Source organism: Streptomyces sp. NPDC059852, assembly GCF_042731455.1.
Taxonomy (GTDB): domain Bacteria; phylum Actinomycetota; class Actinomycetes; order Streptomycetales; family Streptomycetaceae; genus Streptomyces.
In genome coordinates, this window is the sequence record NZ_JBHWJK010000024.1 from 90703 (window position 1) to 107514 (window position 16812).

General features: G+C 74.0%; 21 protein-coding genes. 9 read left to right on the forward strand and 12 right to left on the reverse strand.

Annotated features, from left to right (window positions below):
- Positions 1-8 precede the first annotated feature (8 nt).
- Both ACFV46_RS26705 and ACFV46_RS26710 read right to left on the reverse strand, forming a co-directional pair.
- Positions 9-1181 (reverse strand): 4-hydroxybenzoate 3-monooxygenase, encoded by a 1173-nt coding sequence (locus tag ACFV46_RS26705; protein ID WP_361932809.1) that lies wholly within the window; start codon positions 1179-1181, stop codon positions 9-11.
- 205 nt (positions 1182-1386) lie between these two features.
- A complete protein-coding gene (locus ACFV46_RS26710; RefSeq protein ID WP_361932807.1) occupies positions 1387-2061 on the reverse strand; it encodes a TetR/AcrR family transcriptional regulator in 675 nt (224 codons plus the stop codon).
- A gap of 99 nt (positions 2062-2160) precedes the next feature.
- On the opposite strand from ACFV46_RS26710, the gene ACFV46_RS26715 reads away from it, so the two are divergent.
- Entirely contained in the window at positions 2161-2724 is a 564-nt protein-coding gene (locus ACFV46_RS26715) for an NAD(P)H-dependent oxidoreductase (RefSeq protein ID WP_376727783.1), read from the forward strand.
- A 63-nt stretch (positions 2725-2787) separates the two neighbouring features.
- Here the strand turns inward: ACFV46_RS26715 and ACFV46_RS26720 are convergent, their stop codons facing one another.
- Positions 2788-3669, reverse strand: coding sequence for an LLM class F420-dependent oxidoreductase (locus ACFV46_RS26720; RefSeq protein ID WP_385500037.1), 882 nt, complete (start codon positions 3667-3669; stop codon positions 2788-2790).
- Between the two features lie 207 nt (positions 3670-3876).
- Between ACFV46_RS26720 and ACFV46_RS26725 the strand changes: the two genes are divergently transcribed.
- Together ACFV46_RS26725 and ACFV46_RS26730 are read left to right on the forward strand one after the other, a co-directional pair.
- The gene (locus ACFV46_RS26725; protein WP_376727785.1) at positions 3877-4335 is read left to right on the forward strand and encodes a MarR family winged helix-turn-helix transcriptional regulator; all 459 of its coding nucleotides are present in this window, start codon (positions 3877-3879) and stop codon (positions 4333-4335) included.
- 60 nt (positions 4336-4395) lie between these two features.
- Positions 4396-5589: a CaiB/BaiF CoA transferase family protein gene (locus tag ACFV46_RS26730; protein WP_385500039.1), complete on the forward strand. Its 1194-nt coding sequence runs from the start codon at positions 4396-4398 to the stop codon at positions 5587-5589.
- Positions 5590-5606: 17 nt separating this feature from the next.
- Here ACFV46_RS26730 and ACFV46_RS26735 read toward each other — a convergent pair whose 3' ends face one another.
- Positions 5607-6314: an SDR family oxidoreductase gene (locus tag ACFV46_RS26735; RefSeq protein ID WP_385500040.1), complete on the reverse strand. Its 708-nt coding sequence runs from the start codon at positions 6312-6314 to the stop codon at positions 5607-5609.
- A gap of 101 nt (positions 6315-6415) precedes the next feature.
- Here ACFV46_RS26735 and ACFV46_RS26740 point away from each other — a divergent pair, with 101 nt between their 5' ends.
- Entirely contained in the window at positions 6416-7249 is an 834-nt protein-coding gene (locus ACFV46_RS26740; protein ID WP_385500042.1) for a helix-turn-helix domain-containing protein, read from the forward strand.
- On the opposite strand, the gene ACFV46_RS26745 is transcribed toward ACFV46_RS26740, so the two are convergent.
- Positions 7246-8112, reverse strand: coding sequence for a fructosamine kinase family protein (locus ACFV46_RS26745; RefSeq protein WP_385500043.1), 867 nt, complete (start codon positions 8110-8112; stop codon positions 7246-7248). The genes ACFV46_RS26740 and ACFV46_RS26745 overlap by 4 nt on opposite strands.
- A gap of 140 nt (positions 8113-8252) precedes the next feature.
- Here ACFV46_RS26745 and ACFV46_RS26750 point away from each other — a divergent pair, with 140 nt between their 5' ends.
- Both ACFV46_RS26750 and ACFV46_RS26755 read left to right on the forward strand, forming a co-directional pair.
- On the forward strand, positions 8253-8837 hold the full coding sequence (locus ACFV46_RS26750; protein WP_385500045.1) for a hypothetical protein: 585 nt from the start codon (positions 8253-8255) through the stop codon (positions 8835-8837).
- 140 nt (positions 8838-8977) lie between these two features.
- Positions 8978-9370 carry a luciferase family protein gene (locus ACFV46_RS26755; RefSeq protein ID WP_361935386.1) on the forward strand — a complete coding sequence of 131 codons (393 nt, stop codon included), beginning with the start codon at positions 8978-8980 and terminating at the stop codon, positions 9368-9370.
- A 16-nt stretch (positions 9371-9386) separates the two neighbouring features.
- Here the strand turns inward: ACFV46_RS26755 and ACFV46_RS26760 are convergent, their stop codons facing one another.
- The 5 genes from ACFV46_RS26760 to ACFV46_RS26780 form a co-directional block, all read right to left on the reverse strand.
- A complete protein-coding gene (locus ACFV46_RS26760; protein WP_385500047.1) occupies positions 9387-10715 on the reverse strand; it encodes an enolase C-terminal domain-like protein in 1329 nt (442 codons plus the stop codon).
- 87 nt (positions 10716-10802) lie between these two features.
- Positions 10803-11252, reverse strand: coding sequence for a TIGR03668 family PPOX class F420-dependent oxidoreductase (locus ACFV46_RS26765; protein ID WP_385500048.1), 450 nt, complete (start codon positions 11250-11252; stop codon positions 10803-10805).
- A 35-nt stretch (positions 11253-11287) separates the two neighbouring features.
- A complete protein-coding gene (locus ACFV46_RS26770; protein WP_361935378.1) occupies positions 11288-11551 on the reverse strand; it encodes a hypothetical protein in 264 nt (87 codons plus the stop codon).
- A 181-nt stretch (positions 11552-11732) separates the two neighbouring features.
- Complete coding sequence (locus ACFV46_RS26775; RefSeq protein WP_361935375.1) at positions 11733-12623, reverse strand: SDR family oxidoreductase; 891 nt, start codon at positions 12621-12623, stop codon at positions 11733-11735.
- Positions 12624-12749: 126 nt separating this feature from the next.
- On the reverse strand, positions 12750-13151 hold the full coding sequence (locus ACFV46_RS26780) for an SseB family protein (protein ID WP_376727792.1): 402 nt from the start codon (positions 13149-13151) through the stop codon (positions 12750-12752).
- A gap of 192 nt (positions 13152-13343) precedes the next feature.
- Between ACFV46_RS26780 and ACFV46_RS26785 the strand changes: the two genes are divergently transcribed.
- Together ACFV46_RS26785 and ACFV46_RS26790 are read left to right on the forward strand one after the other, a co-directional pair.
- On the forward strand, positions 13344-13997 hold the full coding sequence (locus ACFV46_RS26785; RefSeq protein ID WP_376727793.1) for a phosphoribosyltransferase: 654 nt from the start codon (positions 13344-13346) through the stop codon (positions 13995-13997).
- Positions 13998-14044: 47 nt separating this feature from the next.
- Positions 14045-14617: a GNAT family N-acetyltransferase gene (locus ACFV46_RS26790; protein WP_385500050.1), complete on the forward strand. Its 573-nt coding sequence runs from the start codon at positions 14045-14047 to the stop codon at positions 14615-14617.
- A gap of 19 nt (positions 14618-14636) precedes the next feature.
- On the opposite strand, the gene ACFV46_RS26795 is transcribed toward ACFV46_RS26790, so the two are convergent.
- On the reverse strand, positions 14637-15416 hold the full coding sequence (locus ACFV46_RS26795; protein WP_151787214.1) for an SDR family NAD(P)-dependent oxidoreductase: 780 nt from the start codon (positions 15414-15416) through the stop codon (positions 14637-14639).
- A 102-nt stretch (positions 15417-15518) separates the two neighbouring features.
- Between ACFV46_RS26795 and ACFV46_RS26800 the strand changes: the two genes are divergently transcribed.
- Positions 15519-16082, forward strand: a complete 564-nt coding sequence (locus ACFV46_RS26800; protein ID WP_385500052.1) for a hemerythrin domain-containing protein — start codon at positions 15519-15521, stop codon at positions 16080-16082.
- A gap of 13 nt (positions 16083-16095) precedes the next feature.
- Here the strand turns inward: ACFV46_RS26800 and ACFV46_RS26805 are convergent, their stop codons facing one another.
- Positions 16096-16620, reverse strand: a complete 525-nt coding sequence (locus tag ACFV46_RS26805) for a hypothetical protein (RefSeq protein ID WP_385500053.1) — start codon at positions 16618-16620, stop codon at positions 16096-16098.
- Positions 16621-16812: the final 192 nt, after the last annotated feature.

Consider the following 16812-nt stretch of genomic DNA (forward strand, 5'->3'; position numbering starts at 1 on the left):
CCGGGGGTTCACAGGGGGAGCGGAAGTCCCGAGTAGTTGGCGGCCAGTTCGGCGGCCGCGTCACGGGATGCGGTGATCCGGCGCAGCCGGGCGAGCTGCATCCGGTGGTCGAAGGCATCTCCGTCGGGTCGTGTGTGCAGCATCCTCGTCATGTCGTCCGAGAAACGGGTGGCCTGCCAGACGCGCTGGAGGCACGACTCGCTGTAGTGGTCGAGGACATGGGTGTCGCCGGCGCGGTGCCACTCGGTGAGTCCGCGGGCCAGGATCCGGACGTCCGACACGGCGAGGTTGAGCCCCTTGGCACCGGTGGGCGGGACGATGTGGGCGGCGTCCCCGGCCAGCAGGAGCCGGCCGTGCCGCATCGGCTCGTGCACGAACGCGCGCATCGGTGTGACCGACTTGGCGGTGATGGGGCCGCGGCACAGCGTCCAGTCGTCGTCCACGGCGAAGCGGGCGGCGAGTTCGTCCCAGACGCGGCCGTCGGGCCAGTCGCGGGCGTCGGTGCCCTCGGGCACCTGGAGGTAGAGGCGCGACACCGACGGAGAGCGCATGCTGTGCAGGGCGAAGCCGCGTTCACTGCGTGCGTAGATCAACTCCTCGCAGGACGGGGCCACTTCGGCCAGGACGCCCAGCCAGGCGTACGGGTAGGCGCGCGTGTACGACCGGCCGGCCGGGAGCACGCCCCGGGCGATGCCGTGGAAGCCGTCGCAGCCGGCCACCCAGTCGCAGGTCAGGGTGCGCTCCCGGCCCTCGTGCCGGAACCGTACGACCGGTGCCGCGCTCTCCGGCTTCTCCACGGCCAGCGCCTCCGCGCCGAACAACAGCGGTGGTCCTTCGGCGAGTTGGAGTGCGACGAGGTCCTTCACGATCTCGGTCTGCGCGTAGATGGTCACCGTGCGGCCGCCGGTGAGGGACGGGAAGTCGACGCGGTGGCGTTCGCCGTCGAAGCGCAGTTCGATGCCGTGGTGCACCAGGCCCTCGGCGTCCAGCCGTGCGGCGGCGCCGGCCTCGCGCAGCGCGTCGACGGTGCCCTGCTCCAGCATCCCGGCGCGCTGTCGCTGCTCGACGTACTCCCGCGACCGGCTCTCCAGCACCACGCAGTCGATCCCGGCCCGGTGCAGCAGCCGGGCGAGGAGCAGCCCGGCGGGGCCGCCGCCGATGATGCCGACCGTGGTGCGCATGCACGCCTCCCTGGCGTCGACGCCGCGTGCCCCTCGCGCGGGTCGGGCCGAAGCCGCGGTGCGCCACGGTCACCGCGGGGTCGGCCGGCTCCGCGCGTTCGACGGCCGGACGGCGGTTCGATGTGGACCGTGCTCAGCCTAGGCGGCGGCAGCCGTCAGGGCATCAGGTCGTCGGCACCGATCTCGGCGGTCCGGCGCGGGTGTGTCAGGCCTCGGTGCCGGTCACCCGGGCCACGAGGTCGACCCAGCCCTTCTCCAGCCGCTCCAGGGGCATACCGCGCTGCCGGGTGAGGTGGCTGATCAGGGCGGGGTCGAGGGACGCCAGGAGGGTGTGCGCGAGCAGGTCGCAGTCGGCTCCGGGCCGGATCTGCCGCAGCAACATCGTGACGTGGGTCTGCAGGGCCTGCTGGAACGGGTGGGCGAAGCGCCGGGAGGGCTCGGGCTGGGCCGCCAGATGCAGGTCGAGCTGCTCCGCGTACCGGTAGAGCACGGCGAGCCCGAAGGCGCGCAGCCGGTCGACCGGGGGCGCTCCGGGGCCCAGCGGCGGCGGGCCGCCCATGAAGTCGGCCTGGAGCGTGCGCGCGGAGTGGTCGAGCAGGGCCAGGAGCAGGCCGGTGCGGTCGCCGAACCGGCGGAAGACCGTGCCTTTGCCCACACCGGCGGCCGCGGCGACGGCCTCCATGGTGACGCCGGCCGCGCCGTGCTCGGCGATCAGCCGGGAGGCCGCCTCGAGCAGCCGGGCGCGGTTGCGGGCGGCGTCGGCCCGCAGGCAGGGCTCGTCGGGGGCGGTGCCCACGTCGAGCACCGGGGGTGTGCCGAGAGACTCCTCCGGCTGCGGGAAGGGCGGCAGAGCGGCGGACATGAAGCCAGCGTAAAGCATCGGGAATGAAACTGGACCGCAGTCCGCTTAGGATGCTAGAAGTTAAACGGACCCCGGTCCGGATCGTTTCGGCAGTGTTTCAGCATCCTTGGAGTTCGCATGTCTGTTCGCATCCTCGCGCTCGTCGGCAGCCTTCGCGCCGGTTCGCACAACCGTCAGCTGGCGGAGGCGGCCGTCAAGCTCGCTCCCGAGGGCGCCGAGGTCGTGCTGTTCGAGGGCCTGGCCGACATCCCCTTCTACAACGAGGACATCGACGTCGAGGGCAGCGTCCCCGCCCCGGCCGCCGCGCTGCGCGAGGCCGCCCAGGCCGCCGACGGCTTCCTGCTCTTCTCCCCCGAGTACAACGGCACCATCCCGGCCGTCCTGAAGAACGCCATCGACTGGCTGTCCCGCCCGTACGGCGCCGGCGCCTTCGGCGGCAAGCCGGTGGCCGTGATCGGCACCGCGTTCGGCCAGTACGGCGGCGTGTGGGCGCAGGACGAGGCCCGCAAGGCCGTGGGCATCGCCGGCGGCAAGGTGCTGGAGGACGTCAAGCTGTCCATCCCGGGCTCCGTGACCCGCTTCGCCGAGACGCACCCGGCCGACGACGCCGAGGTCGCCGCCCAGCTGGCCGAGGTCATCGCGCACATCCACGGCCACGCGGGCGAGAAGATCGCCGCCTGACCCGACAGACCCGAGGGCCGGAGCCGAGCGCTCCGGCCCTTCGTGGCGTCCGGCCGCCGGGGATCAGCCCAGCGCGGCCAGCCGCGGCACGGCGGGAGCCGCGAACTCCTCGACGAACGCCGCCGGCCGTCCCGTGCCCGGCGACAGGATCATCGTGTCGATCCCGAGCCCCGTGTACTCCTCGGCGTCCCGGATGAAGGCGTCGAGGTCCCCGCGGCCGGCGGCCTCTCCGCCGTAGATGACGGTCCGGCGGATCGCGTCGTAGTCGCGGCCCTCGGTGTCGCAGTGGCGGCGCAGCACGTCGAGCTTGTGCGCGACCTCCTTCCGAGAGGTGGCGAAGAGGTTGCACGCGTCGGCGTACCGGGCCACCAGCCGCAGTGTCTTCTTCTCGCCGCCCCCGCCGATCATGATTTCGGGGCGGGGCGAGGAGAGCGGCGCCGGGACGTTCAGGGTCTCGGCGAGCCGGTGGTGCCGGCCCTCGAACGGGCCGTCGGCCTCCGGGTCCCACATCTGCAGGCAGATCCGCAGGGTCTCCTCCAGCCGTTCGAACCGCTCGGCGACCGGCGGGAAGGGCACACCGAGCCCCAGGTGCTCCCGCTCGTACCAGGCCGCGCCGATGCCGAGCGTGGCCCGGCCCCCGGACAGCACGTCGAGCGTGGTCACGATCTTCGCCAGCAGTCCCGGATGCCGGTACGTCACCCCGGTCACCAGCGCCCCGAGCCGCACCGTGGAGGTGTGGGCCGCGAGGTAGCCGAGGGTCGTGTACGCCTCCAGCATGGGGTCCTCGGCGCGGTCGTTGAACTCCATCTGGAAGTAGTGGTCCATCACCGACAGCCAGCTCACCCCGCCCGCCTCGGCGGCGGCACCCACGGCGGCGAGTTCGGCGCCGAGCGCGGGCCCCCCTCCGGGGTGGTCGAACCGGCTGATGTGCACACCCACCCGCATGGCCGCTCCTCCGTCCACCGGACCAGGACGGTCCGTCACGGCGACGCTAGGCGCTCGAGTGCGCTCCAGGTCAAGGACGTGCGCCGAAAGGAGGACCGGCGCCGGGAAGGACACGGTGCTTGCGTGCGCGCTATAGCCGCATCAGCGGGAAATTGCACCGATGTCCTATCCTGGAAGGACCCACTGTGTACGGAGGACTTCGGGGCCATGACAGCGACCGATCCCGCACTCACCGCCCTCGCCCAGGGCTGGTGCGCCCTCTCCCTGCTGCACGGCAGGATCGAGGCCCACATCGAACGCGCTCTGCAGAGCGGGCACGACCTCAGCGTCCGCGAGTACTCCCTGCTCGACGTCCTCAGCCGCCAGCACAACGGCGAAGGCGGACACCTGCAGATGAAACAGGTCGCCGACGCCGTCGTCCTCAGCCAGAGCGCCACCACCCGCCTCGTCACCCGCCTCGAGGACCGCGGCCTGCTCTCCCGCTACCTCTGCCCCACCGACCGACGCGGCATCTACACCGACGTCACCGACGCCGGACTCCACCTCCTCGACCAGGCCCGCCCCACCAACGACAAAGCCCTCCGCGAAGCCCTCGACGACGCCGCCCGCAACCCCGAACTCGCCCCCCTCGTCCAGGCCGTCGAGACGCTTCACCTGCCCGCCTGACCTGGACCGCGGCCGGCCCGTCATTGACGTGATCTTCGGCGGGGCCGTACACATGGCGTCATGAGCACCCCGCGCCTCCCCCTCGCCGGCATCACCGTCGTCAGCCTCGAGCAGGCCGTCGCCGCGCCCTACGCCACCCGGCAGCTCGCCGACCTCGGCGCCCGGGTGATCAAGGTGGAGCGGCCCGGCGCGGGGGACTTCGCGCGCCGGTACGACACCACAGTGCACGGGCAGTCCAGCTATTTCGTGTGGCTGAACCGTTCCAAGGAATCCCTCACGCTGGACCTGAAGTCGCCGCGCGGGCGGGAGATCCTGCACGGGCTCCTGGACGGCGCCGACGTCTTCGTGCAGAACCTGGCACCTGGCGCGGCCGGCCGGCTCGGCCTCGGGACGGCGGCGCTCCCCGAGCGGTGGCCCCGGCTGATCCCCTGCACGATCTCCGGCTACGGCACCTCCGGGCCGTGGGCCGACCGCAAGTCGTACGACCTGCTGGTGCAGTGCCAGACCGGGCTGGTGTCGCTGACCGGGGACGCCGGGAGCGGTGCCCGCGTCGGCATCTCCGTGGCCGACATCGCGGCCGGCATGTACGCCTACAGCGGCGTCCTCACCGCGCTGTTCACCCGCGCCACCACGGGGTCCGTCCACCCGGTCGAGGTGTCCCTGTTCGAGGCGCTGGCGGAGTGGATGGGACAGCCCGCCTACTACACGGAGTACGGCGGTGCCCAGCCGGAGCGGCTGGGCACCCAGCACCCCACGCTCGCCCCGTACGGCGCGTTCCCGGCGGCCGACGGGCGGCAGGTGCTGCTCTCCATCCAGAACGAGCGCGAGTGGGCGGTGCTCTGCGCCCGGTTCCTGGGGCGGCCCGAGCTGACCGACGACCCGCGGTTCGCGACGAGTTCGGCCCGTGTCGCGCACCGCGCCGAGGTCAACGCCGTCGTCGCCGAGCGCTGCGCCGTCTCCGGCGCCGAGGAGATCCTCAAGGAGCTGGAGGACATCGGCATCGCCTGCGCGGGCGTCAACGACGTCGCCGCCTTCCTCGACCACCCGGTGCTGGCCGCCCGCGGCCGCTGGGGGACGGTGGACGTGCCGGGCGGCGCGAGCGTCCGCGCCCTGCTGCCGCCGGCCGACCTCGCGGGCGTGCCCGCGCGGATGGACCCGGTGCCCGCGGCCGGCGAGCACACCGACGCGATCCTCGCCGAACTCGGCCGCACCCCCGAGGAGATCGCGGCCCTGCGCGCCGACGGCGTCGTCTGAGGCGCCGTCCTCGCGTCTCACCAGGGCAGCGGCCCGTGGATGTCGAAGTAGCCGCCGGTCGGCCCGTCGTGGCCGAGCCGCGCCATCCGCACGATGATCTCGGCGCCCTCCTCGACGCTCTGGGTGCCGGTGCGGCCGTTGAGGTCGGTGGCGGTGAAGCCGGGCTCCACGGCGTTGATCCGCATGGCCGGGAACGCCTTGGCGTACTGCAAGGTGATCATGTTGACCGCCGCCTTGGAGGACGGGTAGGCGAGGGCCTGGTAGAAGTGGGCCGGTGACGCGGGGTCGGACAGCCCGGCCAGCGAGGCGAGGCCGCTGCTGACGTTCACCACGACGGGTGCCGGGGACCGCTGGAGCAGCGGCAGGAAGGCGTGGGTCACCCGTACGACGCCGAAGACGTTGGTCTCGAACACGGTGCGCATCTCGTCGGCGGTGGTGTCACCGGCCGCGGGGATGCTGTTGTCCGGGCCGCGCAGTTCGATGCCGGCGTTGTTGACCAGGACGTCGAGCCCGCCGTCGGCCTCGACGGTCTTCGCCGCGGCCTGGACGGAGGCGTCGTCGGTGACGTCGAGCAGCACGAACCGCGCGCCGATCCGCTCGGCGGCGGTACGGCCGCGCTCGGCGTCCCGGGCGCCGACGTACACGGTGTGGCCGGCCTCGACGAGCCGGCGGGCCGTCTCGAGGCCGAGTCCCTTGTTCGCTCCGGTGATGAGTGTCGTCGTCATGCGTCCAGCCTCCTGCGCGACGGGTCCCGCTGCCAGCAGTCCGGTCTTCCTGGGACCGCCGGTACCAGGCATCCGCCCGGCGGACGGTGTTGACTGGGGGCATGACGGCGACGGAACTCGGGCGGGCCCTGCGCCGCTGGCGGGACCGGGTGCCTCCGCAGGCCGCGGGGCTGCCCACGGGCGGGCATCGCAGGGCGGCCGGGCTGCGCCGTGAGGAACTGGCCCTGCTGGCCGGGATCTCGGCCGACTACGTCACCCGGCTCGAACAGGGCCGGGCGAGCAATCCGTCCGCGCAGATCGTGGAGGCGCTGGCCCGGGCCCTGCGGCTGTCGGCGGACGAGCGCACGCATCTGTTCCGGCTGGCGGAGCTGGTGCCGCCCGGCCCGGAGACGGTCCCCGGGCAGCTCACGCCGAGCGTGCGGCGGGTGCTGGACCGGCTGAGCGGCACGCCCGTCGGTGTCCACGACGCCTCCTGGACGCTGCTGGAGGCGAATCCGCCGTACGCCGCCCTGCTGGGGGACCCGCGCGAGCTGCGCGGGTTCGAACGCAACGGTGTGTGGCGGGCGTTCCTCGGACCGCGGGGCCGGGTGCGGCACACGGAGCGTGAACGGCGGGAGTTCCAGGCCGGGATCGTCGCCGACCTGCGGGCGACCGTGAGCCGCTATCCCGAGGACCCCCGGCTGCGGGAGCTGGTGGCGCGGTTGCGCGAGCGCAGTCCGCGCTTCACCGCGCTGTGGGAGTCGGGCGCGGTCGGCCGGCACGAGACCGGCCGCAAGGTCGTCGACCATCCCGAGGTGGGCCCGCTCACCCTGGACTGCGACATCCTCGCCGTGTCCGGCAGCGATCTGCGCCTCATGGTGTACACGGCCGAGCCGGGCACCCCGGACGCCGAGCGCCTCGCACGGCTCTCGGCGGGTCTGACGCCGGTTCTCTAGACGCGCAGGGCCGCCCGGGCGACCGTCAGCGCTTGTTCGGCGTAGCCGCGGCCGAACAGGACGGCGTGGACGAGGAGCGGGAAGAGCTGGTGCAGGCCGACGCGTGCGGTCCAGCCGTCGGCGAGCGGAGCCCGCTGCCGGTAGGCGTCCAGAACGCGGTCCAGGTGGGGGCAGCCGAAGAGCTGGAGCATCGCGAGGTCGGTCTCGCGGTGCCCGCCGTGCGCGGCCGGGTCGATCAGCCGGACGTGCCCGTCGGCGCCCCACAGCACGTTGCCGTTCCACAGGTCGCCGTGCAGTCGCGCGGGAGGTTCGGCGGGACCCGCCAGCTCGGGCAGCCGCTCGCAGACCTGCTCGAACACGGCCGCCTCGCCGGGCCGCAGCGTGCCCGTGTCGACGGCCCGGCGTACGTACGGCAGGACGCGGTGCGCGGCGTACCAGGCGGGCCAGTCCGGGCCGGTGGCGTTGCGCATGGCGGCGCGGCCGATGTACGCGTCCTCGGGTCCGCCGGGTGGGGGCGCGCCGAACGCGGGGGCGCCCGAGGCGTGCAGGGCGGCCAGGTCCCGGCCGAACCGCTCGGCGGCCCCGGCGCCGGGCCGGCCGGTGGCGACCCGGTCGGTGACGAGCCAGCGCGCGTCGTGGCCGTGGACCCGGGGGACGCGGACGGTGCCGGCGTCGGCGAGCCAGTGCAGTCCGGCGGCCTCGGCCCGGGCGGCCCGCTCGTCGTCGCCGCGTTTGACCACGACCACGCGCCCGCCGTCCAGGGTCACTTCGGTCAGCGTCGCGGTCAGGGGCCGTTCACCGGTCACGGGAAGCCCCGTGAAGTGGGCGGCCGCCGCGCGTGGGCCGTCGAAGCTGCTGTGCACGGGGCCCAGCGTACGGCGCGTGCCGGGGCGCGGGTCGGGCTTGTCCCTCGTGCGGACCACGAAGTTCCGTCGGCGTGCAACCTTTCCGTCAAGTCGGCTGTCTCCTCTGATATCAGGCACTTCACCTCTCTGGGGACACAATGGGACGAACAAGAATGGCGGTGGCGGCGACCGCCGCCGCGCTCGTGGCCGCCACGTCGGTCGTGGCGGCCGTCCCGGCCACGGCCGCCACGACCACCACCAAGGCCACGGCCTGCCCCACCGGTTGGGGCAGTCAGGCAGAGACCCGCTCGGCCGCCACGATGAAGTCGGTGACGAACGTCAGGACCGGCCGGCACGCCTGCTTCGACCGCATGGTCGTCGACGTCCCCGGTGCGGGCACCGGGCGGCTCGGGTACACCGTGCAGTACGTGGGCCGCGTATACCAGGACGGCTCGGGGCGTCCCGTCACCGTCGGCGGCGGGGCCGTGCTCGAGGTGCGGGTCGGCGCGCCCGCCTACGACGCCGACAGCGGCAGGCCCACCTATCCGGCCCGGGCCGGTCAGCAGCTGCCGGGGGTGAACCTCACGGGGTACCGGACGTTCCGGGACGCCCGGTTCGTCGGCAGCTTCGAGGGAGACACGCAGATCGGGCTCGGTGTCCGGGCCCGGCTGCCGTTCCGGGTGTGGGTGGCGGACGGCCGGATCGTCGTCGACGTCGCGCACAACTGGACCGGCGCGCGGTAGCGCCGTTCCGCCTCCCGGAGCCCCTTTCGTGTCGCACGCCGCCCGCCGGCCCGGTCGCGGGCGGTGTGTGCGACCTCACGCGCCGATTACGGTTCGCCCAACCCCTGGTTGCGGGGCCATGATCGCGCGACTATGGGCCCATGACACTGGCCCAACGCGCCATGGAACGCCTGGAAGTCTGGCCCGACCTCAGTGCGGGCCCGGCCGGCTGTGGCGCGGGGCGGGCACTGCGCTCGGCCCACAGCGAGATCGTGCACTTCCACTCCGACCGGGACGTGGATCTGCATCTCACCCTGCCCGCGATCCAGCGTTTCGGGCGGAACCTGTGGGAGTCCACGGCGGTGCGGCTGGTGCCGGGGTCGCGCTGGGTGACGTTGCATCTGGGCTGCGAGGCGGACGTCGATCTGCTGATGAGCCTCGTCAGTGTCGCCCTGAAGGCCCATCAGGGCGGCCCGCCGGCCGACGGGCCGCCGCACCGGGCGGCGTGCAACTTCCGCCGGGTGACGGTCCTTCCGCGCGCCGAGGCGGGCTGACGGGACGCGCAGCCGGTCAGCGCACGAGACAGGGCCGCTTGGGGTCGAAGGTCCAGCCCTCGATGAGGTGCCGCATCCCGGCGGCGTCGTCCCGGCCCGACAGCGCCTTCTCGCGGTGGAGTTCGTGGGCGGCGAGAAGCCGGTCGCGGTCGAGCCGGACACCCAGTCCGGGGGTGTCCGGCACGGCGACCTCGCCACCGGTGATCCTCGGCGGTTCGACGGTGAGCCGCTCGCGGCCCTCCTGCCAGATCCAGTGCGTGTCCAGGGCGTTGTACTCCCCCGGCGCCGCGGCGCCGCAGTGGGCCATCATCGCCAGCGAGATGTCGAAGTGGTTGTTGGAGTGGCACCCCCAGGTCAGCCCCGTCGCGTGGCACAGCTGGGCGACGCGCACCGACCCCTGCATCGTCCAGAAGTGCGGGTCGGCCAGCGGGATGGACACCGACTGCAGGGCGAGCGCGTGGGTCAGCTGCCGCCAGTCGGTGGCGACCATGTTGGTGGCCGTGGGCAGCCCGGTGGCCCGGCGGAACTCGGCGAGCACCTCCCGGCCCGAGTAGCCGCCCTCCGCCCCGCACGGGTCCTCGGCGTAGGCCAGGGTGCCGACCAGCGGACGGCACAGCTCGACGGCCTCGCGCAGCGACCAGGCGCCGTTGGGGTCCAGGGTGATCCGCGCGTCCGGGAAGCGGTCCTTGAGCGCACGGACGGACTCCACCTCCCGTGGGCCGGGCAGGACGCCGCCCTTGAGCTTGAAGTCCTGGAAGCCGTACAGGGCGTGGGCGGCCTCGGCCTGCCGGACGATCGCGTCGGGGGTGAGCGCCTCCTCGTGGCGGACGCGGTACCAGTCCACCGGTGAGCCGGGGTCGCGCACATAGTCCAGGCCGGTGCGATCCGCGTCCCCGACGTGGAAGAGGTAGCCGAGCACGCGGACCGTGTCGCGCTGCTTGCCGTCGCCGAGCAGCGCGGCGACCGGCACCTCCAGATGCTGTCCGAGCAGGTCGAGCAGGGCGGACTCGACGGCCGTGACCGCGTGCACGGTGGTGCGCAGGTCGAAGGTCTGCGCGCCGCGCCCGCCGGCGTCACGGTCGGCGAACGCCGCTCCGATCGCGCGCAGGACCTTCTTGTAGTCGCCCACGCGGGCGCCGACGACCAGCGGCCCGGCGTCGCGCAGGGTCCGGGTGATCGCCTCGCCGCCGGGCACCTCGCCCAGTCCGGTGCGGCCCTCGGAGTCCTCCAGGACGACGACGTTGCGGGTGAAGTACGGGGCGTGGGCGCCGGACAGGTTGAGGAGCATCGCGTCCCGTCCGGCGACCGGATACACGGACAGGCGGGTGACGACGGGCTGGGGCATGACGGGCGCCGATCTGCGGGAGCTGTCTACATATGGAGACGGAGGTTACGTCCGTGGACAGCCCGGGGTCAATGGCGTCCCGGATCGTCAGCTCCCCGAGTCGTACCTCCAGCCCGTCCAGTGCAGAACGGACACCACGATGACCGGTCCCTCCGGCGGCCGGTCCGCGTACTGCGGGTACTTGCCCCGCAGCAACTCCACCGCCTGCTCGCGTTCCGCGCGGGTCTCCTGGTCGGGGGCGCCGGGTTCGAGGACGCGGGCGCCGCCGTCGGCGCGCACCCACCACAGGTGCTCCCAGTCGTCGTCGTACCGGTCCGCGAGCAGGCAGACGGCCGGGTGGACGGCGATGTCGTGCAGCCGCGCCGGGCGGGGGGCGCGCTTCGGCTTGTGGTCGACGGCGGTCACCACGTCGTCGCCGCGCAGCGCGAAGACGACCGGCACCAGATGCGGGCGCCCCGACGGCGCGATCGTCGCCAGCCGCGCGACCCGCGCCGCGGCGAACCGCTCCCGCGCCTCGTCCTGCTCCATGTCCGGCATGACGGCTCCTTCGGCCAGGGGCGCGGGCCGCGGCGTCACGAGTCGGGCGACGCGTCCGCGGTGTCGTCCGACGTGCTGTCCGAGCCGCGCGCCGTCCAGTCGTAGGGCCCGCCGCCGCGCCACTCGATCAGCTCGGGGTCGTCGACGGCCCGGTCCTCGGCGGGCAGGCCCGCGCGGTGGACCAGGTCCATCACGTCGAACAGGCTGTACGCGGTGCCCGTGGCCTCGCCACGGATCGTCACCGGACGCCCGCCGTCCGGCTCCGGTGGCTGCACCACCACTAGGGGACGCGTGCTCATGACACCACCATGCGCTCTCGACGGCCGCCGCGCAGCCCGGCGTACCGGACGGTCAGTCGGACGGCCCAGCGTCCGGTGGCGGGTGTGCTGCCAGTCATGCCGCCGCCCTACCCACGCACACGGGACCCACACCCGGCGACGGGTGAGAATCCCGTGTGCGCGACCGGCGCGGGGCGGGTGGCTACGGCAGCGGGGTGCCGCCCGTCGCGTTGACGATCTCCGCCGTGATGAAGCTGGCCTCCTGGGAGGCGAGGTAGACGTAGGCGGGGGCGAGCTCGGCCGGCTGGGCCGGGCGGCCCATGGGGCTCTGCTTGCCGAACTCGGCCGTCTCGGGCAGCGTCGCCGGGATCAGCGGCGTCCACACCGGGCCCGGCGCGACGGCGTTCACGCGGATGCCGCGCTCGACCAGCATCTGGGCCAGCCCCTGGGTGAACGTGACGATCGCGCCCTTCGTCATCGCGTAGTCGAGCAGATGCGGGCTCGGCTGGTACGCCTGCACCGACGTCGTGTTGATGACGCTGCCGCCCTCGGGGATGTGCGGCACGGCGAACTTCGTCAGCCAGAACATCCCGTACAGGTTGGTGCGCATCACGCGGTCGAACTGCTCGGTGCTGATCGCCTCGATGCCGTCCGGCTGGGACATCTGATAGGCGGCGTTGTTCACCAGCACGTCGATCCGACCGAACTCCTCGACGGCCCGCTCGATCAACGCCCGGCAGTTGTCCTCGTCCCGGATGTCGCAGGACACGGCGACCGCCTTGCGGCCGGCCTCCTCCACCAGCCGCGCCGTCTCGCGGGCCTCCTCGGCCTCCTCGTCCAGATGGGTGAACAGGACGTCGGCGCCCTCCCGGGCGAAGGCCAGCGCGACGGCCCGTCCGATGCCGGAGTCGCCGCCGGTCACGACGGTCGCGCGGCCCTCCAGCCGGCCGGAGCCGCGGTAGCTGTCCTCGCCGTGGTCCGGCGGCGGGTCCATCGGGCCGGTCCAGCCCGGGTGCGGCTGGTCCTGCTCGGGGAAGTCGGGCTGCGGGTGCTGGGTGGCCGGGTCTTGCTGCCGGTGCTGCGGGTCGGTCACGACGGCCTCCTGGACCGGTCGAACGGGCACGATCGGCGACCGGGTTCCCGCTCGGCCGGAAGCCAAAAGCGATCAAGCCCGACATCCCCCGGACGCCGGCGCGCACCGCACCCCCGCGCCCCGTGCTCAGACGTCCTGGTCGCGGTCGAGCAGCGCCCGCACGCCCTGCGCGGTCAGCGCCAGCTGCTCGGGCGACCCGGCGTCGATCACCAGGGACAGCTCGTCCGAGGGCCAGCCGTGCGCCAGCGCGCCGAGCCGGACCGTGTGGTGCCGGCGCGTCTGCGGCATGGCCTCCTCCAGCCGGGCCGACGACGTGAAGACCGGCACCAGCGAGGTGCCGTCCTGCTGTTCGAACACCGGGAGCGTCAGGGCGGCCGGTCCGGGGCCCTCGCCGTCCGCCGCGGCCGGCACCAGCACCTCGCTGTCCGCCAGCGTGCTCAGCGCCGTCTGGTCGGCGCCCTTCTCCACGACCGTGCGCAGGGCGTCCTGCGTGGCCGCTGCCGTGTTGTCGAAGTGGGGGTCGGTCATGGTGCGTCCCCTCGGCCTGGGAGTCGCCGCGGACCGGGCCGGGGGCGGCCCGTCCGGTACGCGGCCGGACGCACCGGGTACCCCCGGTCCGGCCCCGTATGTGGACGGGTGCCGGGCGGCCGGGCCCGTCCGGAGTTTCGCCGGGGACGGGCCGGGCACCCGGCGCCCGCGCCGACGCCGAGGAGGAGTGCCATGTCCTTCCGCGACCGCACCCACGCCGGACGGGAACTGGCTCTGCACCTGGCGGGCGGGACCGGTACCGGCGATCCGTTCGACCCGGTCGTACTGGCCCTGCCGCCCGGCGGAGTGCCCGTGGCCGCCGAGGTGGCCCGCGCGCTGCAGGCACCCCTGGACGTCCTGGTCTCCGGGGAGATCAGCACCCCGGTCCGGCCGGAGACCACGATCGGCGCGCTGGTCGCCGACGACCCGCCGCTGTACGACCGCAACAGCCTGGCCATGCTGCATCTGTCCGAGGACCGGCTCGGCGACATCGTCGTGAACGAGCGCAACGCGCTGCACCGGCGCGAGTACCGCTATCGGGGCCGGCGCCCGCTGCCGTCCGTCGCGGGCCGCACGGTCGTCCTCGTCGACGAAGGGCTGACCACCGGGCTGACGGCCACCGCGGCGCTGCGGTTCGTACGCCGTCACGTGCCCGCGCGCCTGGTGCTGGCGGTGCCGGTCGGCAGCCCGCGCACGGTCCGCGCGCTGCGGGCCGAGTGCGACGACCTCGTCTGCCTCGTCCAGCCGCCCGGGCTGCACGCGGTCGGCGAGTGGTACGAGGACTTCGGGGCGGTCTCCGACGAGGAGGTCACCGGGACGCTGCACGCGTTCCGGACCCCCGTCTGACGGGAACGGCCTGCGCCCCGGCGGTGGGCCGTGGCATCGTGCGCGCCATGGAGTTCGCCGTGCGCCCCGCCGAGGTCTTCGAGGACGTCCGTACGCTGATCGGCCCCAGGTCGCCCACGGCGAGCGTCTGCTGGTGCCTGAGCCACCGCCTTCCCTCGAAGATCGAGAAGCAGCTGCGTGGCCCGGACCGCGGCGCGTACGTCGCAGAGCTGTGCCGCGCCGACCCGCCGCCCGGGGTGATCGCCTACGACGGCGACGAGCCGGTCGGCTGGGCGGCGGTGGCACCGCGCGCGGCCACGTCGTACGCCCGCAGCCGCACGATCCCGCACGTCGACGATCTGCCGGTGTGGTCACTGTGGTGCCTGCGGGTGCGGCCCGGCCACCGCGGGCGGGGCGTGACCCACTCCCTGATCGCCGGGGCCGTCGCGTTCGCCCGCGACCGGGGCGCGCCGGTGCTGGAGGCGTACCCCCTCGACCCTGGGGACGCCCGGGTCGACGTGACCATGGCGTACGCCGGTCTGCGCCGGAACTTCGAGCGGGCCGGGTTCGTCCAGGCCGCCGGCACCACGTCCGTCCTGGCCGGGCATCCCCGGGTCCTGATGCGGCTCGACCTGCGCTGACAGACGCTTCGACGAGGGACTAGTGGACGGAGAAGCCGCCGTCCACGAAGACCGACTGCCCGGTGACGTAGGCGGAGGCCCGGCTCGCCAGGAACACGGCGGCGCCCGCGAAGTCCTCCGCCAGTCCGTTGCGCCCGATGAGCGTGCGGGCGGCGAGCGCGGCGACCTTCTCCGGGTCGGAGGACAGCCGGGCGTTCAGGGGCGTCATGACGAACCCGGGCACGAGCGTGTTGCAGGTGACGCCGTACGGCGACCACGCCTCCGCCTGGGAGCGGGCCAGCGATTCCAGGCCGCCCTTGGAGACGCCGTAGGCGCCGCTCTGGACGAGGGCCCGGTGGGCCTGCTGGGAGGTGATGTGGATGATCCGTCCGAAGCCCCGCTCGGCCATGCCGGGCCCGAACCGCTGCCCCAGCAGGAACGGCGCCTCCAGGTTCACGGCCAGGGTGGCGTCCCAGACGTCCTCGCCGAGCTCGCCCAGCGGGGGCCGCAGGTTGATGCCCGCCGAGTTGACCAGGATGTCGGGCTCGCCGAACACCGCGGCGGCCTCCTCGGCCGCCGTGCGCACGCCGTCCCGGGTGCTCAGGTCCGCGCTGACCCAGGCCGCGCGGCAGCCGTGCTCCTCCAGGGCGGCGACCGTGGCCGCGAGCTCCGCCTCCCGGCGGGCGACGACCACGACCCGGGCGCCGGCGCGGGCCAGCGCCTCGGTGATGGCGCGGCCGATGCCGGAGCTGCCCCCGGTCACGACGGCGACCCGGTCGTCCAGGGAGAACAGTTCGGAGAGGTAGGTCTGCGAGGTCATGACCGCACCCTACGGGTGGGCCGTGTGAGCCCCGCCGGGGCGGGCACTCGAGGTCCGCGGCGGCCCGGCCGGGGCCGCCCGTGTGGACCGGAGGTGGACACCATGGGGCACGGCGGAAACGTCATCGACGAGCTGATGACCGATCACCGCGAGGTCGAGGAGCTCTTCGGGAAGATCGAGGCTCTTCCGCCCGGTGACAAGAACCGCAAGCTGTACGCCGACCAGGTCACCATCGAGCTGATCCGGCACTCGGTGGCCGAGGAGCAGTACCTCTACCCGGCGGTCCGCCGGCATGTGGAGGGCGGCGACGCGATCGCCGACCGGGAGATCGAGGACCACGCCGAGGCCGAGCAGATCATGAAGGACCTCGAGGGCTGCGACGTCGAGGACACCGAGTTCAACCGGCTGGTCAACCGGTTGACGACGGAGGTGCGGGCGCACATCGCGGACGAGGAGCGGAACCTCTTCCCGAAGCTGCGCGCGGCCTGCCCTCCGGAGGCCCTGGACGAGCTGGGCGACAAGGTGCGGATGGCGAAGAAGACGGCGCCGACCCGGCCGCACCCGGCGGCCCCGGACAAGCCGCCGGCCAACAAGCTGCTGGCGCCGGGCGCGGGTCTGGTCGACCGGATGCGCGACGCGCTGACGGGGCGCGGCAAGAAGGCGTGAGCGGGGCGTCCGCTCAGGCGGCCAGGGCGCGGCCCGGGTCCAGGCGGTCGCGCAGGGCGGGCCCGTGCAGGGCGGCCACCGGGGCCACGAGGTCGGGGTGGCGCAGGAGCGTCGCCGCCTCGCGGTCGTACGGGTCGGGTGAGACCAGGCGGCGGAACTCGGCGGGCACGGCGGTGGCGTGGGCGACCTCGGCCGTCGCGGCCACGGCCCGCCGGGCCAGGTCGGGGTCGGTGAGCAGGCAGGCCGCCCAGCTGGCCACGACCTCGTCGACCCAGGTGCGCCAGGCGCTGTCCGGGTCGTCGGGGACGGCCGCGTCGGCGCCGGTGATCCAGTCGAGGCCCGCCGAGCCGCCCGGACCGGCCATCGACACGAGGGCGACGTCGGTCGGGGTGGGATAGCGCAGCCAGGCGGCGACGGTCACGGCCTGCCGGGCCTGCGCCTCGCCGAGGGCGTCGGCGAGGGCGCCGCCGCACGCGGGATAGGAGCGGATCAGCCACTGGGTGGTCGCCGCTATGAGCGGGGAGAGATCTGCGAGCACTGCGGGCCGTCCGGGGCTGCCGGGGTACGGGGGTCGCCGACACCGTAGCCCCGCTCCCCCGCCCGGGGACGTGGCCGCCGCCACGTTCACCGCGTGGGCTCCCCCACACGCGCGGGCACATACGAGACGTCCGCGGGGCGGCGGGGTCCGCCCCGACCTCTCCGCGGGCGTGTAAGCCTCAAATCCCAGCGC